14 protein-coding genes and 1 pseudogene are annotated in these 26,008 nt (G+C 53.8%); 14 read left to right on the top strand and 1 reads right to left on the bottom strand.

From position 1 onward, the window contains the following. Positions 1-341: 341 nt before the first annotated feature. The 5 genes from PP769_RS13255 (at position 342) to PP769_RS13235 (ending at position 6,987) form a co-directional block, all read left to right on the top strand. Positions 342-788: a response regulator gene (locus PP769_RS13255; RefSeq protein ID WP_312640872.1), complete on the top strand. Its 447-nt coding sequence runs from the start codon at positions 342-344 to the stop codon at positions 786-788. Positions 789-1,064: 276 nt separating this feature from the next. Further along, positions 1,065-2,426: a TrkH family potassium uptake protein gene (locus PP769_RS13250; protein ID WP_312640871.1), complete on the top strand. Its 1,362-nt coding sequence runs from the start codon at positions 1,065-1,067 to the stop codon at positions 2,424-2,426. A 1,220-nt stretch (positions 2,427-3,646) separates the two neighbouring features. Then, entirely contained in the window at positions 3,647-5,731 is a 2,085-nt protein-coding gene (tkt, locus tag PP769_RS13245) for a transketolase (RefSeq protein ID WP_312640870.1), read from the top strand. 43 nt (positions 5,732-5,774) lie between these two features. Continuing rightward, complete coding sequence (gene gnd / locus PP769_RS13240) at positions 5,775-6,788, top strand: phosphogluconate dehydrogenase (NAD(+)-dependent, decarboxylating) (protein WP_312640869.1); 1,014 nt, start codon at positions 5,775-5,777, stop codon at positions 6,786-6,788. After that, complete coding sequence (locus tag PP769_RS13235) at positions 6,769-6,987, top strand: hypothetical protein (protein WP_312640868.1); 219 nt, start codon at positions 6,769-6,771, stop codon at positions 6,985-6,987. The genes gnd and PP769_RS13235 overlap by 20 nt, the downstream gene beginning before the upstream one ends. 585 nt (positions 6,988-7,572) lie before the next feature. Here the strand turns inward: PP769_RS13235 and modA are convergent. Then, positions 7,573-8,376 (bottom strand): molybdate ABC transporter substrate-binding protein, encoded by an 804-nt coding sequence (gene modA, locus PP769_RS13230; protein WP_312640867.1) that lies wholly within the window; start codon positions 8,374-8,376, stop codon positions 7,573-7,575. Between the two features lie 796 nt (positions 8,377-9,172). On the opposite strand from modA, the pseudogene PP769_RS19780 reads away from it, so the two are divergent. The 9 genes and pseudogenes from PP769_RS19780 (at position 9,173) to PP769_RS13180 (ending at position 26,003) form a co-directional block, all read left to right on the top strand. Then, positions 9,173-12,365, top strand: a pseudogene (locus PP769_RS19780) (efflux RND transporter permease subunit). Positions 12,366-12,384: 19 nt separating this feature from the next. Then, the gene (locus PP769_RS13215) at positions 12,385-13,632 is read left to right on the top strand and encodes an efflux RND transporter periplasmic adaptor subunit (protein WP_312640864.1); all 1,248 of its coding nucleotides are present in this window, start codon (positions 12,385-12,387) and stop codon (positions 13,630-13,632) included. A 14-nt stretch (positions 13,633-13,646) separates the two neighbouring features. Beyond that, positions 13,647-15,263 carry an efflux transporter outer membrane subunit gene (locus tag PP769_RS13210; RefSeq protein WP_312640863.1) on the top strand — a complete coding sequence of 539 codons (1,617 nt, stop codon included), beginning with the start codon at positions 13,647-13,649 and terminating at the stop codon, positions 15,261-15,263. A 960-nt stretch (positions 15,264-16,223) separates the two neighbouring features. Next, positions 16,224-19,397 (top strand): efflux RND transporter permease subunit, encoded by a 3,174-nt coding sequence (locus PP769_RS13205; protein ID WP_312640862.1) that lies wholly within the window; start codon positions 16,224-16,226, stop codon positions 19,395-19,397. Position 19,398: 1 nt separating this feature from the next. Next, positions 19,399-20,664, top strand: a complete 1,266-nt coding sequence (locus PP769_RS13200; protein WP_312640861.1) for an efflux RND transporter periplasmic adaptor subunit — start codon at positions 19,399-19,401, stop codon at positions 20,662-20,664. Positions 20,665-20,755: 91 nt separating this feature from the next. Then, the gene (locus PP769_RS13195; RefSeq protein ID WP_312640860.1) at positions 20,756-22,288 is read left to right on the top strand and encodes an efflux transporter outer membrane subunit; all 1,533 of its coding nucleotides are present in this window, start codon (positions 20,756-20,758) and stop codon (positions 22,286-22,288) included. Between the two features lie 33 nt (positions 22,289-22,321). Continuing rightward, entirely contained in the window at positions 22,322-22,606 is a 285-nt protein-coding gene (locus PP769_RS13190) for a hypothetical protein (protein WP_312640859.1), read from the top strand. Positions 22,607-22,845: 239 nt separating this feature from the next. Further along, the gene (sthA, locus tag PP769_RS13185) at positions 22,846-24,252 is read left to right on the top strand and encodes a Si-specific NAD(P)(+) transhydrogenase (RefSeq protein ID WP_312640858.1); all 1,407 of its coding nucleotides are present in this window, start codon (positions 22,846-22,848) and stop codon (positions 24,250-24,252) included. Between the two features lie 407 nt (positions 24,253-24,659). After that, positions 24,660-26,003: a cytochrome ubiquinol oxidase subunit I gene (locus PP769_RS13180; RefSeq protein ID WP_312640857.1), complete on the top strand. Its 1,344-nt coding sequence runs from the start codon at positions 24,660-24,662 to the stop codon at positions 26,001-26,003. The last annotated feature ends 5 nt before the right edge of the window (positions 26,004-26,008 follow it).

Below are 26,008 nucleotides of genomic sequence, written 5' to 3'. Positions count from 1 at the left end.
CCACATTACCGACGAGTTTAGGCACACAATTCCTATTTGCCGCTCTTCAGATCGATCCCCGCGACTCATCGGCAAGGATAATGAGAAACAGAAAAATCCAATCCCTCGCGATTTGGCCATCTCAGGAGAAAAATCCCAGCAACAGAAGAGACAGATTGTCTCCTTTTGAGACAACCTTTCTTTCCTTTTGAAGCCAGTCACATTCGCTTCTCGGTTCCGTTTGTGCCATTTCTAAATATACCTTTCAATACCCAGTAATTAGGAATGCCTCTTAGCACCTCGGAAGCCGACTCCGAGGAATATTCATGGAATGTTCCTTGCACTTCTTTGCTGTCATGCACATGACAATCTCACCTTGGAGAGATTTTGAGGCACCAAACTCATCGGTCTCCCCTCAGATCCTGCCCAAGAACCAAACCATAATCCTGGTGGAGGATCAATCTGATCTCCGATGGCTACTGAAACGTAGACTTGAAATAAATGGGTATATATGCCTGGAAGCGGCAAATGGAAGAGAAGCCTTGTCCCTTATTCAGGTGCACCCATCCATTCGTCTTATCCTTTCCGACTACCTGATGCCGGAAATGAATGGCATGCAACTGCTTCAAGCCCTTCGGGAGAGCCCCATGAATCGAAAAATCCCGTTTATACTGGTCACCGCGTGCTGTTCAGATCAGCTCCACCACCAAGGTATGAGTGCAGGGGCCTTTGCGATCCTAGCCAAGCCTTATCACCACGGGGAACTCGTCCAACTCCTTGAACAAGGAATATCCACTCAAGCCGCCTGATGCTGGCGATCTTGACTGAAAACATCTCCCTAGACAAGATTGCCAATCAAGTGCCGGACAATTTCTTTTCTTCCTTTGTTTTCCCCCGGAATGTAAACTGCCAAGAAAAAGATTCGTGAATGAGACTTCTCACCCGATTGATTCAGCTGAACGGCTTTGAATTTCGATTATTTCTCGGACCTGCTCATGTGAGAAGGTAGGAGAATTCATGCCTTAGCTGTCATGTTGCCTTCATTACCACTTCCTACTCGTCTGGGCTCGTGGAATCCGACCACCATGACTCGTCGATTGTTCCCTCACGGCCCACTGTCAGCCGGTCAGCTCGTCACACTAGGCGGCATTGCCTTGATCACTATCGGAACATTCCTACTGAAGACCCCATGGGCCACCACCCCTGGTAAATCGTTAAGTTTTCTCGACGCCCTCTTTACGGCAACTTCGGCCGTAACGGTCACCGGCCTGATTGTGGCGGACACGGAAAAAGATTTCACCTTATTCGGACAGATCGTCATTTTGACGCTCATCCAACTGGGCGGGTTAGGGTACGCGATGCTCGCAACCATCATGCTCATCGCCGTGGGACAACGCATCGGACTACGAAACCGCATGATGGTGGCTGAGGCGCTCAGTTCATTGGATTTGGCGGGATCGATTCGTTTTGTCAAAACCATTTTAATCATCACCTTTACCTTTGAAGGTTTGGGCGCATCCATCCTGGCCGCCAGGTTTTCCCAGGAAATGCCCTTATTAGAAGCCTGCTGGCATGGTATTTTTCACGCTGTTTCCGCCTTTAACAATGCGGGATTTTCAACGTTTTCTCAAAATCTAATCCCCTATCGTGACGATGTCCTGGTGAATGTTTCCATTAGTCTCCTTTTCGTTCTGGGCGGAATCGGGTTTATTGTCTTCCGCGACCTGCTGAGTTATTACCGAAAAGAACGGTATCGAATTCAAACCCATACGAGGCTGGCCTTACTTGTTTCCGTAAGCTTATGGGTGATTGGTACGATTGGATTTTATCTGTTGGAAATGCATAGTCCGGCCACGCTTCGCTCGCAAACTCCTGCAGCGGGTGCCATGGTCGCAGTCTTTCACTCGGGAGCCGCCCGGACAGCAGGATTCAATACGCTGGACCTGAGCCTCCTCCGACCCAGCACCTTGTATATGCTAATTTTGCTAATGATCATCGGGGGGTCACCGGGAGGAACCGCTGGAGGAATTAAGACCACCACGTTCGGCATTGTATGTCTATCAGTCTGGGCCGTATTCCGAAAGCGACTGGATGTGGAGTTTCATTACCGACGGATGCCTCTCCATCTTGTCTTGCAAGCTCTGGCAATCATGTTCCTGGCCATCGGAGCCGTCACCACGTTAACCTTTTTCCTCGCCTTGATTGAAAATAAGCCTTTTTTGGCTCTCATGTTTGAAGTGGCCTCCGCATTGGGAACGGTTGGGTTTTCCGTTGGAAACGGAGGCGTGCTCAGTCTCTCCGCGATACTAACGGATTTTGGAAAAATCATTATTTTATCCAGTATGTTCCTCGGGAGATTCGGACCTCTCCTGGTCGGTCTCGTCTCCCTCACTCCACCCGTCCGCATGCTCTATCGTTTTCCTCAAGCAAAAGTGGCGATAGGTTAAGATGAGACGCATACCAACACCTGACCAATTGGCCGGCTAAATGTCATGAGGGGATCTTCCAGCACCCTACCTCATGGGATTTAGCCTATTTTCAGGTGAAGGCCTCACACTTTTCCTTTCCGTTTCATCCCAAAAACACCGATGCACAATGGGATAGTACTCATGGTCATGGGTGCCAATCGAGAACTTCCGTGCATTGTGAAAGACCGATTTTTTTAGGACACATTACTTGCGAAATCTCACTCGCCATAGCAATGGTCTCTCACGCCTCACAATAATTTGCCGGAATCGCCGGGGATGGCAGGCGTCCACTGCTGCCATCTCAATTTTGCTTTTTCAATTGGTTTTCTATCACCTCTCTACCCTCTCTCGCCCAATTCCCTCTGTAGGCATGTTCCCCAAGTCGGAATCAACATTCAAAAAAAGCGACCCTTCCCTGCACTATTCATAGCATTTTTCTTTTGCACGATCAGGTCTCAAGTAACCGGTCCCATTCAATCCAGTTTGCAGTACACAAGTTTGAAAGGCTGTACTTGAGCAATTTTGCTCCATTATTAAAGTGCTTTTTCGCGCAACCCATGAAATCTAAGGAGGTTTCCCCGCGGGATTTTTTCCTATCAAATGACCTTTCGCCCGCAAGAGTTTAATTGTTTTCTCATTGAATAACATATGAAGAAAACACTGTATTCTCCATTGAATTGATTAAATTAATTTTTCCATTGCGGCCGGAGACGTGTTTCCACATGGGCCCTTAGAGCTGGACTCAGGCGTCCTCTGACTTCGACCGGCCGATACGCTGTGGGCCAACAACTCGTGGAATGGAATATGAACAATTCCGGAAAATGGCAGACAGGATGATCGCGGCACGCCCGGTTACGAATTTGATCTTCCGTTGGATCATCGGTTAAATAGGACAAGGCTTGAAGAACGAGGGCTTACACCATGAGCAGGACATCCTAACGAGTGGAAGGATTAACACGGCTGAGTTGTCGGGGGTCACCTGACGCATTCCCCCTTGTTATGGAAGTACCGCAAGGAGGAAGCCACCTGTCAGATTTTTTTAGAGATGTCCTGGAAGTAATTCAAAGTCGAGGTACCCGGCAGCGATCGGGTAAGAAAACACTGAAGAAAAAGAACTCAAAATAATCTCTCACCTTATTGGATGGCCTGGAATCCATCGAGGTGGGGCCACCAAAAGAAGCCTGCAAGGAAAACGTACGATGAATACCACAAAAGCAACAACTCTGAGTCCGGCGCAATTGGAGCAATTGTCGATCAATACAATTCGTTTTTTGTCGGTGGATGCGGTGCAAAAGGCCAACAGTGGTCACCCGGGACTCCCGCTGGGCGCAGCCCCGATGGCCTATGTCCTATGGACACGATTTCTTCAACATAACCCCTCCAATCCTCACTGGTTCAATCGAGACCGGTTCGTTCTGTCGGCCGGCCACGGATCGATGCTGTTGTACAGCTTGCTTTATCTCACCGGCTATGACTTGCCGCTCGATCAGATCAAACAGTTTCGCCAATGGGGCAGCCTCACGCCGGGTCATCCCGAGCGAGGAATAACCCCCGGCGTTGAAACCACCACAGGCCCGCTCGGTCAGGGATTCGGCAATGGAGTGGGCATGGCTATCGCCGAAGCCTATCTTGCCGGGCGTTATAATCGGCCCGGTTTTGAAATCATACATCATTACACCTACGGGGTGGTTAGCGACGGTGACCTGATGGAAGGCGTGGCGGCCGAAACCGCCTCCCTTGCGGGTCATTTGAAGCTGGGAAAGCTGATCTATTTGTATGACGATAATCGGGTCACGCTCGCCGCGTCCACCCAGCTCACGTTCACCGAAGACCGCGCCCAACGATTTGCGGCGTATGGCTGGCACACACAAACGATCGACGACGGCAACGATGTGAACGCTATCGATCGCGCTATCCATGCCGCGCGTCAGGACACAGACCGGCCCTCACTGATTCTAATAAGGACTCATATTGGCTATGGTTCTCCCCACAAACAGGGAACCTTTGCCGCGCATGGGTCCCCGCTCGGCGAGGAGGAAGTGAAATTGACGAAACAGAACCTCGGCTGGCCCATTGACCCCCCATTTCATGTACCGGAGGAAGTTCAGCAGCATTGTCGCCAGGCCATTGACCAGGGCCGCCAAACGGAGGCGAAATGGCACGAAACATTTTCGGAATATGAAAAAGAATATCCGGACCTTGCCCGTGAACTTCGCTCACTCATCAAGGGCGAATTACCACCAGGCTGGGACGCGCACATCCCGCAATTCCCCGTCGATAGCAAAGGCCTGGCCACCCGCGTCGCCTCGGGAAAAATCATGGACGCAATCAGCAAGGCACTCCCTGGCTTAATCGGGGGCTCGGCTGACTTGAATCCGTCAACCTTCACGGAACTAAGCGAAGCCGGCAACTTTGGGAATTCCTCCACGGCCATTGGTGATCTGCAAGGATCGGCGGGCGGCGGATGGAGTTATGCCGGACGTAATCTCCAGTTCGGGGTACGCGAGCATGGGATGGGTGCGATTTTGAACGGCCTGGCCACGCACGGCGGCACCATTCCCTTCGGGGCGACGTTTCTGACCTTCTCCGATTACATGCGACCGCCGATTCGCCTGGCCGCGCTGATGGGGATCCAAGTGGTATATGTGTTCACGCATGACAGTCTCGCATTGGGTGAGGACGGCCCAACCCATCAATCCGTTGAGCAGGTCGCCAGTCTTCGAGCGATTCCCAATCTGATCGTGATCCGACCCGGCGACGCCAACGAGACGGCAGCGGCTTGGCGCGTAGCGATCGAAACGCGTGACCGGCCGGTGGCCTTGATCCTGACGCGGCAATCTGTGCCAACGCTCGATCGCACAGAGTTTTCCGCTGCGGATGGCCTGCAGCGTGGCGGATACATCCTGGCCGATGCCCCGAATGGCCATCCTGACCTCATTCTGATCGCCAGCGGGTCTGAAGTCTCTCTGATCGTGGAAGCACGGCAGAAACTTCTGGAACAAAAACTCCAGGTGCGCATCGTCTCGATGCCGAGCTGGGAACTGTTCGAAGCCCAGTCACAGGAATACCGCAACACGGTGTTGCCGGGGGCAGTCGGCGCAAGACTTGCGGTCGAAGCCGGAGTGTCTCAGGGTTGGTCTCGCTATGTCGGCAACCATGGTGACGTGCTCGCCGTGGATCATTTTGGTGCATCGGCTCCCGGCGATATTGTCATGCGAGAGTATGGCTTCACCGTCGCCAACGTATGCAGGCGGGCTCTAACTCTTCTGAAAACGCCACGCTGAAGATCGGAAGACACGAATACCCATTTTAGGAAGGAGAGACACGATGCAACTTGGCATGATCGGTCTTGGACGAATGGGCGCGAACCTGGTCCGGCGCCTGACGAAAGATGGCCATACCTGTGTGGTCTACGATAGAAACCGCGCTGCCGTAAAAGAGCTTGAGGGCCAAGGCGTACAGGGCGCTGCCTCGCTTGACGAATTCATTGTGAAACTGTCCAAACCACGTGCGGCCTGGGTGATGGTGCCCGCCGGTGTGGCCGGCGAAACAGTCCAGGAACTGGCCTCGCGCATGGAGGCAGGCGATATCATCATTGACGGCGGCAACACGTATTACCGCGACGATCTTGAGCGAGCGAAGGCTCTCAAAATCCGCGGCATTCACTATGTCGACTGCGGCACCAGCGGGGGAGTTTTCGGTCTAGAGCGCGGCTACTGTCTGATGATCGGCGGAGAGGAAGATGTCGTCAAGCACTTGGAGCCGATTTTCAAAACTATTGCGCCGGGGATCAAGGCGGCGCCCCGCACCTACGGGAGGAGCGGCGCCCCAATTCCCGCCGAACAGGGCTATTTGCACTGCGGCCCGACCGGGGCCGGACACTTCGTGAAAATGGTCCACAACGGAATAGAGTATGGCCTCATGGCGGCCTATGCCGAAGGTCTCAACATTCTCAAACACGCCGACGTCGGGCTACACCCCCGCGAGCAGGATGCCGAGACGACACCGCTGCGTGACCCGGAGGCCTATCAGTACCAGATCGACATGGGCCAGGTCGCCGAGGTATGGCGTCGGGGCAGTGTGGTGTCCTCCTGGCTGCTCGATTTGACCGCGGCCGCGCTGGTTGAAGATTCGGAGCTGGCCGGGTTTTCGGGACAGGTCTCGGATTCCGGCGAAGGGCGCTGGACGGCGCTGGCTGCGATTGACGAGGGTGTGCCGACCCCGGTGATCAACGCAGCGCTCTTCGGGCGATTTGAATCCAGGGGTGAGGCCGACTATGCCAATCGACTCCTCTCCGCCATGCGAAAGCAGTTCGGTGGACATGATGAAAAAAAGGAATGAGGAAGCTGAAACGAGCAGGAGCCATGGCGATGACACGCGGTCCGACGCCCTGGGGTTCTTCTTGGCGGTGGTCGACTCAGTCCTGAAACCGCACCCCCCGGACAGTTCCTACAAACGCGGCGGATGGGGGCCGAAAGAAGCCACCACGCTCATCGAAACAGACGGAGGTTGGCTTAACTCCGTCAGCCTGCAAGCCTGACGAGTCGGTCTTTCTCGCGGAACGTCGGGTTGCCCATAGCCAGAACCGGAAAAATCTTGCATGAGTTCTGGCCACCCGCGTCACGGGCCACAAAGAAAAGAGTCGCATACCCCCCAACATGCGATATGCATGACAGCACCACTTCGTTCACGCCGATTCATCGAATATCAAATGCGCGTTGTTATGTTTAGGGTTTTTCCAAGCCTGTCTATCCGATCGGGCAGGATGGAATGAATGGGATTACCCGACAGCGATAAGAGTGTTGCCGAGCGCTCGGCTGTTCAGCCGTCGACTCACGGTCCATCCGATTCTGAATTGGTGACCTGAAACAGGTTGAAAAAAGTCAGGACATCTTGACGATTTAGCATCGATCCATTTCACCAGATGCTGAAGGCCCCGTTCAGCATGCCGGCGCCTTGGAGACCAGTCCCGACCTATGAGACTTGTGGGTGTGTGATTTCGTAATTGTTCGCCTGTCTGCCCAAAGGAATGCGCCTCCGCATCCGCTATGAGTCACATTCGTTCACCGTGATAAAATGTGTCGCATGAATAGTGAATACCACGCTCCATCCTTCCGCCTTTTCCTCACCCATTCGATGACACAGAATCAAAGTCATGATCAAATCCATATTTGACGAGAAGTTTTTGTATGCGAGGACTCATGATGAAATCGAAAAAGTCCTTCGCGACATTCAGGGATGCCTTTCGACAGGTCGATACCACCGCTTCCCCGAACCGTACCGGAATATGCATTCCGGCAGGATTTTCATCAATGATGCGCACTTGCGGATTGTTGATCGCATCAACGCGATAGATGATGCCCATATCCGCCTTCCCTGTGTGAATCAGATTCACAATATCCCCAGCATGCGCGGCATAGACCAGCTTGAATCGGCTCTTATAGTGGGGATCGAGCTTGGCCAGTGCCTGTGCCGTGATTTCTCCCAGCGACGAAGTGTTTGGATCCCCAAGGGCCATGCGGATCGCTCCATTGGGCAGCGCCTCACGAAAGGAGATCGGCATAACCCGTGAGGTGGCAGACATGACGAGCACGAGAGAAGTCTGCGCGTAGACCCTAGGCCCTCCATTGAGAGTCAGCCTCTTTTTTTGCAGTTTTTCGACTTCCCCCACCGCCGCAGGAAGAAACACATCAATCGGAGCTCCCTTTTCAATTTGCCGGCGAAATATTTGCGACGGACCGTACACCACCTTTACGGCCGCGTCATATTCTTTTTCAAACATTGGAACAATTTCCTGTAATGCCGCCCTCAGGCTTGGGGCAGCCCCAATTGTCAGAGCTTCAGCCTGAACAGGCCCTCCAGTTGCCACGACACCTAGGATCCCACCTACCAGCGCTATTGCCCTACCAAAATTGCGAATTCCCATCATGCTGCTCAGCTTTCTGACCTTCATCGTTAGAGGGTCTAATTTGTAAGATGAATAAATGAGATTGAATCTATCCTCAATCAGAGATCTCGTAAGATGACTTCTGCTGATGCGCATGGCCGCAGAGCCCCCTCCCCAAATTTTCGCCCCACCGCTAACAAGAGGTTCGTTGCCTGTCCACCATTCACTTCGTCGCTGCATCACACGCTAATCTACCGTCATGCGCCAAGGAAATATGCTTACAAATCAAATTGCCCCATTGAGGTCCACGGATTCATCATTTGTGTCCCAGCAGAAAATCTCAACCCGTTACCATGCCCATCAACTTCTTCTTCCTGAAATGACAAATAAAAAACATGCGAACTCAATAAGGAGAAATAGCAAAATAAATGCCTATGTCGGATCTATAAAACGGAATAAGAAAAACCCCTTCAATTCGAATCTTTTTAAGTCATTCTCTGAATTTCCTCTCTACCGGCCTGACCGGCCAATCTTTCGGAATTGTGAATTTTCGCACGATGCGCTCAGTGCAAAAACCGAATCCCTACTCCTTAAACTTTGCTGTTCAACATGTTCGACGTAGACCTGATGCCGACGACATCGCGCCAATAACCTGCTCGCATCCTACCGTGGCTTCCTGAAATGTGGAGGTCAATTAGCTGGGTAAGGATTTTGCTAGTCGCTAGGGAAACCGCTGAGTTCAGTGGATGAGACCCGGATCACGGAAACCAAAGAGGTCGTGTAGCTCAGTATTGTTTACCATGACAGAAACTCAACCAGTTTTTGGGAGGCTTCGTGCATGAATCAGATTGTCCTCATTGCTCTGCGACGCCCGTATACCTTCGTGGTTATGACCATTCTCATCGTGCTTCTGGGGGTTATGACGGTGCGCCACATGCCGACCGACATCTTTCCGGATATTACGATTCCCGTCACCTCTGTGGTCTGGATCTATTCCGGCATGCTGCCGCAGCAGGTAGAAGGGCGCATCACATATCTGTTCGAGCGTTTCCTAACTTCGACAGTGGAAGGCATCAAGTATATTCATAGCCACTCTTACTTCGGCAGCAGCATCACGAATATTTTCCTTCAGGATGGAGTCGACGTCGGCAGGGCCGAAGCGGATATCGTGGGTATTGCACAAAATGTTGTCAATGCGCTCCCACCCGATATTTCGCCGCCCATGGTCATGCGTCTCGCACCATCTTCTATACCGGTGGCCATGCTCCAAATCAGCTCCGATCACATGACTCCGGCAGAGCTTTATAATCTCGTCTACATGCGAATCCGTCCCCTGCTTGTGACGGTACCGGGGATCGTTTTGCCACACCCATACGGCGGCCAGGATATGCAGGTCATGGTTAACCTTGATCAGCAGAAATTACTTGCCCGTCAACTCACTCCGGCGGACATTCACAAAGCGCTCATGCAGCAATATCTCGTGCTACCTTCCGGCGACATCAAGATCAAGGAGACCGACTGGATCGTCCTGACAAACGCCTCACCGTTGAAGATTGAAGATTTCGCCGATTTTCCGATCAAGCGTGAAGGTAACGCATTCGTCTACCTGCGCGACGTGGCCACGGTGCGCCTCATGGGGCGTGTGCAACAAAACGCGGTGCTGGTAAAAGGCAAACAGACCGTCATCCTCGTCGCGATGAAGAGCACCGAGGCCTCGACCCTTGACGTCGTCAATGGTATCAAAAAGATGATCCCGCGCGCCGAGCAGGTTTCTCCGGAGGGGGTGGAGATCAAGCTCATCGACGATGCCTCGACTTTTGTGAAAGATTCGATTTCGGATGTCTTGCATGAGATGCTCATGGCCGGAGGGCTGGTCGGAATTATCGTGCTGTTGCTGCTTGGTTCATGGCGGGCCACAGTCATCGTCTGGACCTCGATCCCGCTGTCTATACTGACCGCCATCATTGGTCTGCATCTGCTCGAAGAGACGATCAATGTCATGACCTTGGGCGGGTTGGCGCTGGCCGTCGGCATTCTGGTCGACGATGCGACCGTAATGATCGAGAATATCGATCGCCATATCGAAATGGGCAAACACCTCGAACAGGCCATCATCGACGCTGCCAACGAGATCGTTGTCCCGACCCTCGTCGCCACACTCTGCATCGCCATCGTCTGGCTCCCGCTTTTCGAGCTTGGCGGCGTCGCAGGCTACCTGTTCAAACCCATGGCGGAGGCGGTCATCATTGCAATGCTGGCGTCCTTCATCCTGTCACGAACACTCGTGCCAACCATGGCGAAATATATGTTGAAGGATCACCATGTCGCAGCCGCATGAACCTCACGAAGGGTCTGGCCCGGAAACATCGGCGAACGTCCTGGTCCGCTTTCAGAACGGGTTCGAACGCGGCTTCAACCGGTTCCGGGGGCGTTATAGTGCCCTACTCGAACAGGTGATCGCCAACCGGCGGGCCTTCGTCGCCACCTCTCTGGCCATCGCCGTGGCTTCCATGTCCCTCTTTTTCTTTCTCGGGCGTGATTACTTTCCCGAGATCAGGTCGAGCGTCATGACGATGCATATGCGAGCGCCGCTCGGGACACGCATTGAGGTATCAGGACGCATTGCCACTCTTGTCTCCAACACCATCCAGGAGTTGTTGCCCGGTAAAGTTGAAAACATCGTCAGTAATTGTGGTCTACCGGTCGGACCGCATAACCTCGCCTTCATTCCGACACCAACGATCGGCTCCCAGGATTGTGACTTGACGATCCTCCTGAATGATGAAAAATCCCCGGTCTGGGACTATCGGCGAATTCTCCGCAAAGGATTGCGGGATCGCTATCCCGGAACCGAATTCACCTTCCAACCGTCCGATCTGACTGCAAAAATTCTTAACTTTGGGGCGCCTGCGCCGATCGATGTGCAAATCAACGGCCCGGACATGTATCCCAACTATGAGTTCGCACGTAAATTGGTGGGCAAATTTCGCGAGGTTCCCGGTGCCGCAGACGTGGTGATCCAGCAGACGATGCGCACACCGACCCTCATGGTCGAAGGCAATCGCACGTTCGGACTCGGAGTCAACAGGTCCCTCAAGGAAATGGCCGACAACCTGCTCATGACGACCGCCGGGAGCCAACAAACCGACCAGATCTATTGGCTCGATCCCAGTACCGGCATGTCGTACCTGATTAATGTCTATACGCCGCAGCCACAGATCAACAGTGTCAACAGTCTCAAGACTATCCCGGTCGAGTCCGCGAGCGACTCGAAAGATCCGGAGGGACAGGAAGTGCAGCTCCTCGGAAATTTGGCCGACATTACCGCGACGGGCACCCCGGGCGTAATCACGCATGGGAACATCATGCCGCTGTTCAATATCTATATATCTGCCGAAGGACGGGACCTCGGCGGCGTGTTGGGGGATGTTCAAAAGGTCGCCAAAAGCATGGAAGACGAGAAGCCACGCACCGCTGAGCTTGAAATCCACGGCCAGGCTTCGTTGATGCATGACGCGTATTTCGAGCTGATCTTCGGACTTCTCGCTGCGGTCGTGCTGATCTATCTGCTGATTGTCGTCAACTTCCAATCCTGGCTGGATCCTTTCATCATTATTACAGCCCTCCCCGGCGCTCTGGCGGGCATTGCGTGGGCCTTGTTCCTGACCCATACGCGGCTTTCGGAGCCAGCCCTCACGGGCGCCATTATGACCATGGGCACGGCAACCGCCAATTCAATTCTTGTCGTGTCCTATGCACGCGACAGGCTGAAGGAGCATGGCGATGCATTGCAGGCCGCGATGGAAGCCGGAGTAACCCGCTTCCGACCCGTGCTCATGACGGCCTCGGCCATGATTTTCGGGATGGTCCCTATGGCGACAGGATATTCCACGAATGCACCTCTGGGACGCGCCGTCATCGGCGGCTTACTTGTTGCCACCGTTTTTACCCTACTGTTTGTGCCTTGCGTCTACGCGATGATTTATAACAGGCGAGCGGTTCGCCAGAAGGACCATGCATACAATGCGTAAGATTGTTCGTGGAAGACTCATGGTCATCTCGGTTGCCCTCCTGTGTACCTTCTACCTCGGCTATCGGGTTTACGAGAGCAAAAGCGACGCCTCTCTGCTGCGCAAGGAAACGCACGAAAACGCCGTCTCCACCGTGACGGTCATTCATGCAAAGGCAGTGCCTCCGACCGAGACTATTACGCTCCCCGGTACTGTTGAAGCTTGGTTTCAGGCTCCAATCTACGCACAGGTCTCGGGGTATGTGAAGATGTGGTACAAGGACTACGGCGCGCTGGTGAAAAAAGGCGATATCCTCGCCGAAATCAACGCGCCCGCTCTCGACGCCCAATATCACCAAGCCAAAGCGGATCTGGAGTCGGTGCGCGCCATCTATTCACTCGCCGAAATTACAGCCAAGCGCTGGCTGGCTCTCCGCCAAAACCATGCGGTCTCCGAGCAGTCGATTTCTGTGAAGGTGGCGGAAGCAAAAGCGGAGTTGGCAAAGGTCAGAGCAGCGGAGCAGAACGTCAGGAACTTCGAGGCCCTCATCCGGTTCAAAACCATTGTCGCACCCTATGACGGGGTGGTAACCGTCCGCAACATCAATGTCGGCGACTACGTCAATAAGGAAGGGACGATCAGTTCCCCCGGCTCGGTCAGCAATCTCTTTACTGTGGCCGACGTGAGTCTGCTGCGACTCTTTGTCTCCGTGCCGGAGTCGTTCGGACCCTTCCTCCAGCCAGGTCTCACGGCCGACGTAACAGTACCACAATTGCCCGATCGTCATTTCACCGCCAAATTCCTGACTGTCTCACGTGGATTCGACGTCAGCACACGTACCGCGATTACCGTCTTCACGATCGAAAACGAGGACAGGGCTCTTTGGCCGGGCTCCTACGCCCAGGTCCACCTCACGGCCCCGGTCGACCGGAAAGTGTTTACGATTCCATCCACCGCATTGGTTTTCCAGGAGCGCGGCACGCAAGTGGCTGTGGTGGCGGAGGACGACCGGGTGCACTTTAACCCCATTACCGTGAGCAAACTTCTCGACAATGCCGTCGAAGTAGCCGAAGGGATTTCCACCACCGACCGCATCGTAAACAACCCCAGCGCCGCGTTGCTGGAAGGAGACACCGTGCGCATCGTGACCCCGGCCCCCGGTTATGACCTTACCAATACGGATGCATCCGCACCGACCGACGCGCCCGAGCCCACCGGCGGACCGCTGCCAACAGGCGCACCGGCGCCGAACGAGTCATCGCCACCAAAGGAACACACTTTACCATGAGAGCCGCGATACCCATGATTGGCGAATGTTTATCCCTGAGACTGAAAGCCTGGCCTATCTTTCTGTCCCGTGCGTGGCGCTATGGCTTGTTCCTCCTGACACTCAATTTACCGGCTTGCAATTGGTTCCCGGCTGTCGATCTAGCGCCTAGCTATGAACCGCCCCAATACGTCGTACCGACCTCATGGAAAGGGGCAAGTCCCTTCGTCGAGGCGAAGCCGTCTGATGATGAATTACGCCCGGATTGGTGGAAACTTTTTAACGATCCAATTCTGAATAGTCTTGAAGAACAGGCCATGGCAGCCAATCCGGATCTGCAAGCCGCCGGAGAACGATTCGTTCAAGCTCGCGATTTGATGATGAGGGCGCGCTCGCAGTACCTTCCTCACGCCGGTCTGGGGTTTGGCGTCTCGAACAATAGGCAATCCGATAATAGTCTGTTTCGCGGCCTCGGCGAAGACAACCGGGAAGTGTCCATTTCCACCGGAGGTTTGGCGTCCTGGGAGCCCGATTTTTGGTCCGCGCTTCGCAATGCTACGCGGGCCGAACTCTACCGCGCCGAGGAGCGCGCCGCGGATTATGGCCTGGCGCGACTCAGCCTGCAGGCGGAAATTGGGGCAAACTATTTTACACTCCGCGGATTCGACGCGCAGACGGCGATCTATGCCCAATCGATCGACCTCTATAGAAACGTGCTCAACCTCGTCAATGCCCAGTTCGCCGGCGCGATCGCATCCGCATTGGACGTCGCCCGAGTTGAATCCCTTCTGTTCAGTACGGAGACAAAATTAGCCCAGATTCAAGGCCAACGCCAAGTGACGGAACAGGCGATCGCCATTCTTGTCAACATGACGCCGAGCAGCTTCACGATCGAACCGGTGGATGACCTTCGCGTAGAGAATTTCGCCATTCCCAGAACCATCCCTTCCACCTTGCTGGAGCGGCGGCCTGACATCGCCGGGATGGAGCGGCGGATGGCACAGGCGAACCGCGTTATCGGCATCGCCCGCGCGGCTTTTTTCCCCGATGTGCGGTTCTCGGCCGGCGGAGGGTTCGAAGATAACGGTTTCAGTCTGATCAAGCTCGCCAGTAGTTTTTGGTCCTATGGGTCCACTGTTTCGCTGCCGCTCTTCCAGGGTGGATATCGCCGCGCCCAATTACAGCAGGCCTGGTCGGCCTATCGCGAAACGGAAGATCGCTACCGGGCAACCGTGCTGAACGCCTTTCGGGAAGTCGAAAACAATTTGAGCCTGACCAACCGGCTGACCCGGGCGGCCAATCGGCAAGGCGCCGCAGTCGGAGCCACGCTCAAGACGCAAAATTTGACGACGGAGCTTTATCGCGGCGGGTTGGCCTCCAGCCTTGAACTCATCTATGCGCAGGTCGCCACACTCGAGGCGCGTATCGACTTGGTGTCTATCAAGGCCGACCTGCTGAGAGCTTCGGTTGCGCTCGTGCGCGCGCTCGGGGGAGGCTGGAACCGCAACCAATTACCTTCGGACGAGGAGATCCAACCATTCGATACGTTCCAATATGTCGATCTCGACAAACCGCCACCCGCCGGTGGCATCGATGTAAATGTGTTCAACAGAGGAATGAATAATGATTTGACCAAACCGTCCGTTCCCTGAAGGATGGTTCACTGTGCAGAAAAATTCAAACATATGACGGTTGAATCTAAACAGATAAAAATCGGGGAATCGAGCGCAATTTCAATCCTCAACTCTGCAAACAGGTGAAATCCTGCTCATTCAGATACTTATTTGAGCTACAAATTTCATAGGAAATGGTCAATCAAAGACTCTAAGAAGGTTGATCTCACCATGTTTTTCAAGACACCCGTCTGACCCTTCTTTCTTCATCTCGGCTTCCGTGTTCGGATTGTTCGCGCATTGGAACCTATCTAGGTTCGGTGCTTTTTTGCACGGACGGGTGAAGCGTTCGACAATCGGAGACCATGGTTAAGCAGATCCCGCTCATGAATCAACTCATTGACGCCCCTCTAATCATTCCCGAAGACGATGTATTCTTCCTAAGCTGTCATCCATTCTAGCAACCGCTTTCAGCAAGGACCTCGGAATAGAATCCTCGCTGTCCGTTCTTCTTCTCATATTCAACCGATTAACCTAGAGGCGACAGGCCAGGGATTGGAAAGCTTCCGACCTATGGCCAATATATTAAACTTCAAGCAATCAGCCCGTGTTGACACGGGATCAAAGGCACAGGTTTAAGCAGGATTTTTTGGTGCGATTGCCCAACTTTTGGAGTTTTTGGGGAAATTGAAGATTCCGCCTGATGCACGCCTTTTAAAAATGCACCCAACATTTGCCAAACTTTGCTGAAAAAAACATTCCAGTTGAACAGATGGAGATCGCTACAGGTGGGCACCGCTGACCTTACTAATCCGAATATCGAGAGAATTCAATTTGGGGATTGTTTTGCTATTCGGTAAACAATTTGGTAATTGTTCTGCTGTTCACCAGTAAAGATGCTTGAGTCAGGGGTTGTATCTTATACGGATCATGAGGTACGCAGTGTCTCAATGACAAAAACCTCAACCCGCCGATAGCCGTATTTAGCAGAAATTGCTCATGAATCAGCTTGTCCTCATTGCTTTGCGAAGGCCTCTGACCTTCGTTGTTCTTGCCATTCTCATCGTGATTTTCGGGACCAAGTCGGTGCTCCAAACCCCAACCGATGTCTTTCCGAATATCAAAATTCCCGTCATCTCCGTGGTGTGGTCCTACGCAGGTTTGCTTCCGAGCGATGTATCCGGACGTATTACGTTTTATTTCGAACGTGCCTTGACCTCGACTGTTGAAGGCATCAAGAAGATTGATAGCAAATCCTATTTCGGTATCAGCATCATTAATATCTTTCTTCAGGACGGAGTCAACCTTGCCGGGGCGGAAGCCGAAGTTGCGGCGATTTCGCAGACAGTAGTCAAAGCCCTGCCGCCCGATATTTCACCGCCTATGATCATGCGTCTCGAGGCATCCTCAGTGCCGGTGGCCATGCTGCAAGTCACCTCCGACACGCTCACGCCCGCAGAGCTCTATAACCTTGCCTTTACCCAAATCCGGCCTCTTCTCGTGACGATTCCCGGAGCGATCCTGCCGCATCCCTACGGAGGACAACCGAAACAACTCCTGGTCTCGCTTGACCAGCAAAAGCTCCTGGCCCGTGGCCTTACTCCAGCAGATATTTTCCATGCCTTCGATAGGCAGAATAAGGTGTTGCCCGCAGGCGACCAAAAAATTAAGACCACGGACTGGATGGTCCAGACAAACGCGATGCCGTTGCAGGTCGAGGATTTTAATAATATTCCGATCAAGCGAGACGGAAACGCCTTCATTTATATGCGTGATGTCGCCAATGTGACCCTCGCCGGCCCGCCACAAACGAATGCCGTGCTGGTGGAAGGCAAACAAGCCGTCACACTCGTCGTCATGAAGAGTGGTGAGGCTTCGACCTTGGAAGTTGTTGATGGGGTCAAGAAGGCGATCCCGCGCATTGAAAAGATTGTGCCCAAGGGCGTAGAGGTTAAAATTCTCAACGACGCCTCGCTTTTCGTGAAGGAATCGATCGCGGACGTGGTGAAAGAAATGGCCACGGCTTCCACACTGGTTGCCCTTATCGTTCTGTTGTTACTGGGTTCATGGCGGCCAACGGTTATTATTGCCACCTCGATCCCACTCTCCATCCTCTCCGCACTCATCGGCTTAAACTTATCCGGAGAATCGCTGAATCTCATGACCTTGGGCGGTTTGGCGCTGGCCGTCGGCATACTCGTCGACGACGCGACGGTCATGATTGAGAATATCGACACCCATCTCGCTATGGGCAAACCCCTCGATGAGGCGATCGTCGACGCCGCCAACCAGATCATCGTCCCCACCTTGGTCGCCACGTTAAGCATCGCCATCGTCTGGCTCCCGCTCTTCGAGCTCAGCGGCGTATCCGGCTGGCTATTTGCACCAATGGCGAAGGCGATCATTTTTGCGATGCTCTCATCGTTCATCCTTTCCCGGACACTTGTGCCAACCATGGCGAAATATATCCTTGCGGATCACCACGAGGCCGCTGAGGAGGGTGGAGACGTCGATCCGGATAAACGCCGAAGCTTCTTCGTCCGATTCCAGCAAGGCTTCGAACGCGGTTTCGACCGGTTCCGTGAGCGTTACAATGCCCGCCTCGAACAAGCCATCGCCCATCGCCGCACCTTCGTCGTCATCTCTCTCTCCCTCGCACTTGTCTCCCTCAGCCTATTCTATTTCAACGGACGAGACTTCTTCCCCGAGGTCAAGTCGGGGACGATGCAGATGCATATGAGGGCGCCGCTCGGCACGCGTATTGAGGTCTCAAGCCGTCTCAGCTCTCTCGTTTCGAAAGACATCGCGCAGATGCTTCCCGGTCAGGTTGAAGGGGTCGTCAGCAATTGCGGCCTGCCGGTCGGACCGCATAACCTCGCTTTTATACCGACACCGACGATCGGGTCCCAGGATTGCGACCTGACGATCGACCTGAAAAATGAAAAGTCCCCGGTTTGGGACTATCGGCGTATTCTCCGCAAAGGTCTTCGGGAGCGGTATCCAGGCACCGAATTCACGTTTCAGCCGGCTGATCTGACCGCCAAAATTCTCAACTTTGGCTCGCCGGCGCCGATCGATGTGCAAATTAATGGGATGGAGATGTATGCCAACTACGAGTTTGCACGAAAATTGGCAGGAGAACTACGCAAAATTCCTGGCGCCAGCGACGTGACGATACAGCAGACGATGCGGACACCAACCCTTTTTGTTGAGGGCCAACGCACGTTCGGCCTCGGCACCAACCTGAGCGAGGGGGAAATTGCCGACAATCTGCTATTGTCCACCTCTGGTAGTCAACAAATCGACCAGCAATATTGGCTTAATCACAAAACCGGCATTTCCTATCAGATCAACATCTATACCCCGCAACCTCAGCTCACGAGTATTAAAAATCTCATGACGGTCCCTGTCGATCAGAACAATCTCGACTCGTCGCAAGACAACGTTCAGCTACTCGGCAATGTAACCACACATTCAATGATCGGTACGCCTGGCCTGATTTCGCACGCGAACATTATGCCGCTCTTCAATATCTATGTGTCCGCCGAAGGGCGCGACCTCGGAGGTGTTCTGGCGGATGTCGAGAAGGCTGCCAAGGATCTGGAGAACGAGTTGCCACGTAGTGCTGCGCTTGAAATTCATGGGCAGGCGGAAACCATGTACGAGGCATATGTCGAGTTGATTGTCGGTCTCATCTTTGCCGTCGTGCTGGTATATCTCCTGATCGTCGTCAACTTTCAATCTTGGCTGGATCCCTTTATCATTATTACCGCATTGCCCGGGGCGCTGGCGGGTATCGCCTGGGCATTGTTCCTGACACACACGAATATTTCCGTGCCGGCGCTGACGGGGGCCATCATGACGATGGGCACCGCAACCGCCAATTCGATTCTTATCGTATCGTACGCCCGTGAACGGCTCGAAATGCATGGAGACGCGATCATGGCTGCTGTCGAAGCCGGAAAAGCCCGCATCCGTCCGGTGCTCATGACGGCATCGGCCATGATCATCGGCATGCTGCCGATGTCGATGGGTAATTCGCCCAATGCGCCGTTGGGTCGGGCTGTCATCGGCGGTCTGATGGTCGCGACCGTATTTACCTTGTTTTTTGTGCCCTGCGTGTATGCCATCATCTACAACCGGCGAGGGTCTGGCCAAAAGGCCAGTGAATAATATGAAGAACCTGCGTGGAAAAGGCCTTGTGATCCTCGCCATCCTGCTGGGTCTTCTATATATGGGCTATCGAATCTATGCGCACAACAGCGGCGCCGCTGCCCTGCGCGAGGAAACCCTTGCAGACGCCGTCCCAATCGTATCCATCATCAATCCCAAACCGTTACCGCCAACACAGACTATTACCCTCCCAGGCAATATTCAGGGTTGGTTTGAGGCGCCGATCTACGCCCAGGTCTCGGGCTATGTGAAAATGTGGTACACGGATTACGGAGCGAAGGTGAAGAAAGGCGATGTCCTGGCCGAAATCAATGCGCCGGCTCTTGACGCTCAATATCGGCAGGCCAAGGCGGACCTGGAGTCTGAGCGTGCCCTATATGGTCTCGCCAAATTAACCGCAAAACGTTATCTGGCGCTCCGCCATAATCATTCCGTCTCCGAGCAGTCGATTTCAGTAAAAGTGGCAGAGGCGAACGCCCAGGCCGCAAGGGTCAATGCCGCAGAGCAGAATGTCAGAAATTTCGAAGCGCTGATTCGGTTCAAAACGATCGTGGCGCCCTTTGATGGTGTGGTGATTGATCGCAATATCAATGTCGGTGACTATGTCAACAAGGAAGGCACGATCAGTTCTCCCAGTGCGATCAGCAACCTGTTTACTGTGGCCGACGTCAGCAAGGTGCGCCTCTTTATCTCTGTGCCGGAGTCTTTCGGAGCATTCCTCAAGCCAGGCCTGACGGCCGAGGTAACTGTGCCGCAATTGCCCAGTCGTCGTTTTACCGCAAAATTCCTGACCGTCGCAGGTGGATTCAATGTGAGCACACGGACCGCGGTTACCGAATTTGTACTGGACAACGAGGATAGAGCCCTTTGGCCTGGCTCATACGCCAAGGTAAGTCTCACGACGCCCGTTGATTCTGATTTCCTCACGATTCCAACCAGCGCGATGGTGTTTCAGGAAAATGGGACAGAAGTCGCCGTGTTGACGGATGACGATCGGATTCATTTCAAGTCGATCACCGTGGGCAAAATTCTCGACGCCACGGTCGAAGTCACGGAGGGGATTTCCTCCACCGATCGCATTGTGAATAATCCCAGCGCGGCGTTGCTCGAAAACGAACAAGTGCGCATCGTCACGCCCGCACCTGGGTATGACCGCCTCAACACGAATGGACCTACGTCAAAAAACCCACCCGAAAAACAACCGGACGAACCTGTGTCAAAGGCCCAAACCGAAGCACCGATGACAAAAGACCAATCATCACAATGACGGTTGTGGACACATGGAAAGCATAGCCTTGCAAACACGGCTAGAAATGTCATGTAGGTTATTACCTTGGGTATGGCGCAGCACCGCGTTAATGATTGCGCTTTATTTATCGGCATGTTTGCCTCACGTAGATCTCGCGCCGGACTACCAACCCGCTGAATTCATCGTCCCCGTTTCATGGCATGGTGCCAGTCCCTTCGTCGAAGCCAACCCATCGGATGATGAATTACGACAGGACTGGTGGACGCTGTATAACGATCCGGTATTGAATACGCTTGAAGAGCAGGCCATGGCGGCAAATCCTGATTTGCAGGCGGCCGCTGAGCGGTTCGTCCAGGCTCGCGATATGATGATGAAAGCCCGGTCACGTCGCATCCCGCAAGTGGGCCTGGGATTCGGCACCTCCCGCAATAGGCAATCCGAGAATCATCTGTTTCGCGATCCCGATATTTCGGACACCGCATCGACGGTCTCTCTTGGAGGGATTGCATCCTGGGAACCCGATTTCTGGTCGGCGATCCGGAACGCCACGCGTGTAGAGATGTACCGGGCCGAAGAACGTGCCGCTGAATATGGGCTTGCGCGCCTCAGTTTACAGGCGGAAATTGCGGCAAACTATTTCACGCTACGCGGTCTCGACGCGCAACTTGCGATTTATACCAAATCAATCGACCTCTATAAGGGCTCGCTGGAACTGATCATGAACCAGTTCACCGTCGGGATCGCGTCACAACTTGACATTGCCCGTGTCGAATCGCTGCTGTTCAGCACTCAGACGAGAGAAGCCGAGGTTCGAGGCCAACGCCAGGTGACAGAGCAGGCGATCGCCATCCTTCTGAATAGGGCGCCGGCCAGTTTCACGATCGACCCCGTCGACGACCTTCGTGTGGAAAGTTTCACGATTCCGAAAACCATCCCCTCCACTCTGCTGGAACGTCGACCCGATATCGCCCGGATGGAGCGCCGGATGGCCCAGGCCAACCGTGCCATCGGCATCGCTCGCGCCGCCTTCTATCCTAATGTGACGTTCCTGGCCGGCGGAGGGTTCGAAGATTCCGGCTTCGATCTGATCAAGCTTGCCAATAGTTTCTGGTCCTATGGGTCCGCCATTGAGCTACCGCTCTTCCAGGGTGGATATCGCCGCGCCCAATTACAGCAATCCTGGTCGGTCTATCGCGAGACGGAAGACCGATACCGTTCGACAGTGCTCAACGCCTTTCGCGAAGTCGAGAACAATTTGAGCCTGACCAACCAACTCACCACTGCAGCCAAACGGCAAGACGCGGCCGTCGGGGCCTTTCTCAAAACGCAAGACCTGACATCTAGCCTCTACTTTGGCGGACTGGCCTCCAGCCTTGAGCTCATTTACGCGGAGGTCAACACGCTAGCGGCGCGTATCGACGCTGTGGTCATTAAAGCCAACCTGCTGAAATCATCGGTGGCCCTCATTCGTGCGCTGGGCGGGGGCTGGAACCGCAACCAATTGCCCGCCGATGAACAGATCCAGCCATTCGATACGTTCCAATATGTTGATCTTGACAAACCTCCACCCGCCGGGGGAATCGATGTCAACGCAGACAATAACGCGGTGAATAATGATTTGACCAAACCACCCACTCCGTGATCCACGCTCATCCCTGGTCAATTGGAATGGCTTATGCGGCAAGGTGACAAAGGGACTCCTGGTGGTATTGGCGTCGATCATCACGGGAATGGGAACCGGTCGGCACTCTTAGATGTTCGGCTTATACAATCCCTACTCAGTGACGTGATAGGACACATTGGAGAATTGACCATCAACCTGGATGGCATCAAAAACCGGATAGATTATTACAGAAACTCCCAGCACGAATCCCCCGTCCTGCAGGATGTGCTTGATCTTCAAGGGTGGGCCCGGCACCTGGAACCATGGAATCTCCACATGGAAGGTTTGCGATATTAGAAGGCAAAGATATGGCAAGTACAAGAACTTCCCTCTAGGCACCATGAGTTAACGCCTACATGGCGCAGGTATGAATACCAATGGCGGTAAGGTTTAAGGCTATCCCCGACAACAGAATGGCAGAGTGAAAATGCTTGAGACTCTTCCCCATTCTGTGTTTACATCGGGGATGCTTAAGAACATCCGTAATTGATCGTGGCACATGGCATCAAATCTATTGTGATATATTTTGGATTCAGATGAGCAATCAATTCGAATTTGATCTGTTATGCATCGGCAGCGGCCCGGCAGGCCAACGAGCGGCAATTCAAGCCGCCAAATTCAGGAAGCGGGTGGGAGTGGTTGAACGTCAGCAATGCGCGGGCGGCGTGTGCATAGAACTCGGGACCATTCCCAGCAAAACTCTGCGCGAGGCCGTGTTATCCTTCATGGCCACCAACCATCCGTTTGTCCAACAGACGAGAAACCGGGAACGGCACCGTCCCACAGCCGAACAATTATTCTCTCGGGTGCAACTCGTCCGAAACCGCGAAGTCGACATCGTGGAGGACCAGCTCTGGAGGAATGACATCGAACTCATTTCCGGCGAAGCCTCCTTCACTGACGCCCATACCCTTGTTATTCACACAGAACACGAGACGAAAACCGTCACGGCTGAGAATATCCTGCTTGCCGTCGGAACCGTTGCCGCCCCCCCACCTGGTACCGGCGTGGATGGTGAAATCATTGTCACCAGTGACGAGATGGTCCACCTGACATCCTTGCCCAAAAGATTAGTGGTGGTCGGCGGGGGCGTAATCGGGATGGAGTATGCGTCAATGTTTGCCGCACTCGAAATCGATGTGACCGTGGTGGACAAACGGGAGCACTTGCTGGAATTCCTGGACAACGAAATCGTTGAGGAACTCATTCATCAAATGAGAAACCGGGATGTGACCTTCCGATTGGGAGAAACCGTGGAAGAATTGACCATCTCTGAAGGTCCTCCCAAACAAGCTGTGATACAACTGGAGTCAGGGAAGCGCCTTGTGTCCGACATGGTCCTGTATTCCGCAGGGAGAATCGGCGCAACCGACCGATTAAATCTAGCTGGTGCGGGCCTGACGGCGGATAATCGTGGACGCATTGCGGTCGATCAAGCTTTTCGAACGCAGGTCCCCCATATCTTCGCCGCCGGCGACGTTATTGGGTTCCCCAGTCTCGCCTCCACCTCCGCCGCGCAAGGTCGACGGGCTGCCTGCCATGCCTTCGGGGTCAGTGCCGGTCCCATGGATTCACACTTTCCCTTCGGCATCTACGCCATTCCTGAGATTTCCATGATCGGCGCGCATGAACATGAGCTGACCGAAAAAAAAATCCCTTATGAAACCGGCGTTGCCCGCTATAAAGAAATCGCTCGCGGGCAAATTATGGGAGATGACAGTGGTTTGCTCAAAATGCTGTTTCATCGTGAGACCCGAAAGCTCCTCGGCGTCCATGTGATTGGCACTGGTGCCACGGAGCTCATCCATATCGGGCAGGCGGTGCTGGAATTGGGGGGAGGTCTGGACTATTTTCTTGACCGTATCTTCAATTATCCGACTCTTGCGGAATGTTACAAGGTGGCCGCCTTAAATGCCTTTAATAAACTTTCACAAATAGGATAGCACCCTCAAACGACGTTGATGGATGTTCAACGAATACAGGTCTTAATGAATTTCCTATTGGAAGGTTGTCGTATGAACCCTTCCCAGCCATCGAACAAGTTTTCGACCCACCATGCTAAACGCGTATCTTCACGCGGATAAATCAGAGGGGCATTCTTTGAATGGCTCAACGTGAATTCATGCGGGTACATTTTTCAGATAAACCGACGGTCAGGATCTTAATTCGTCAGAGACTTCTCATTTCTTGGCAAACTGTTTGTGTATGGAGTGGACTGGGGCACCCCACTCTACCTGTTGGATGTGGTACGCCGGCAACACCGTTGAAAGAGAGACTTGCTTGCTAGAAGAAGTTCTTTAGCCGGACGATTCTCGTTCAGGGGCGTCACTGTTCAGTTCGAAGGATTTTTATGGCCAGCGCGCTACTCTACGATCGCCTGCAATTTGCCTTCACCGTCACGTTTCATTATCTCTTTCCACAATTGACGATAGGGCTGGCCTTACTGCTGCTTTACCTGCGAAGCCGTGCCCTTATTTCCGGCGACGACCACTACAATCAGGTTGCCCGATTCTGGACAAAGATCTTTGCCTTGAGTTTTGCCTTTGGTGTCGTGACCGGAATTCCATTGGAATTTCAATTCGGCACCAATTGGGCGAAATTTTCGAACTTCGCCGGCGGAGTTATTGGCCAGACACTGGCCATGGAAGGCCTGTTTGCGTTTTTTCTGGAATCCTCGTTTCTCGGTATCCTGCTGTTCGGCGAGGGGCGATTCAGCCAGCGGGTGCAATGGTCCGCATCGCTGATGCTGTTTCTCGGATCCTGGCTCTCCGGCTATTTCATTCTGGCAACGAATGCCTGGATGCAACATCCGGTTGCCTATACGGTGGCTCCGGACGGACGGTTGTTCGTCGACAGTCTTTCCGGTCTGCTCACGAATCCTTGGCTAGTCTGGCAATTCGCCCACAATATGACGGCCGCGGTCGTGACCGCCTCATTCGTGGTGGCCGCGGTCGGTTCGTTCTATCTCCTTTCCGGTCTGCACGTGAAATATGCGAAGACGTTCCTCCGCACCGGCGTGGTGGCAGGGGCCATCGCCACGGCGCTGATGATCTTCCCGACCGGCCATGAGAATGCCAGACAGGTGTTTGAACACCAACCGGTCAAAGGTGCCGCATTCGAAGGGCTCTTCAAAACCGAGCGGGGCGCGGGCATGGTACTTATCGGCCAACCGAACCTCGAAACCCTGACGATCGACAACCCGCTCGTCGTGCCGGATGCCTTGAGTCTTCTGCTTTTTGACGAACTCTACGCCGAGGTTAAAGGGCTCGAGGCCTTTCCACGTGCAGAATGGCCGGACAATGTCGCGCTGCTCTACTATGCCTATCATGTGATGGCCGGGCTCGGAACCCTGCTTGTGTCGATCATGGGTCTGTCGCTGCTCTGGCTATGGCAGGGGCGGTTGTTTACGGCAAACTGGCTGCTCTGGCTGCTCATGCTTGCCGCTCCCTTTCCCTATCTCGCCACCACGGCCGGCTGGATGACCGCCGAACTCGGCCGGCAACCCTGGCTGGTATATGGCCTGCTCCGCACGGCTGATGGTGCCTCACCGCTGGTTCATTCGGGAAACGCACTGTTTACGTTACTCGGGTATTTCGGCATCTATCTTGTATTGGGACTGCTTTTCCTTTTCCTCATGGCTGAAATCATACGGCATGGCCCGGCGAGCTCATTCCCTGAGTCTGCAAACCCATAGGAACC

This window comes from Candidatus Nitrospira allomarina (assembly GCF_032050975.1).
GTDB lineage: Bacteria > Nitrospirota > Nitrospiria > Nitrospirales > UBA8639 > Nitrospira_E > Nitrospira_E allomarina.
This window is presented reverse-complemented; position numbering and strand designations above follow the sequence as displayed.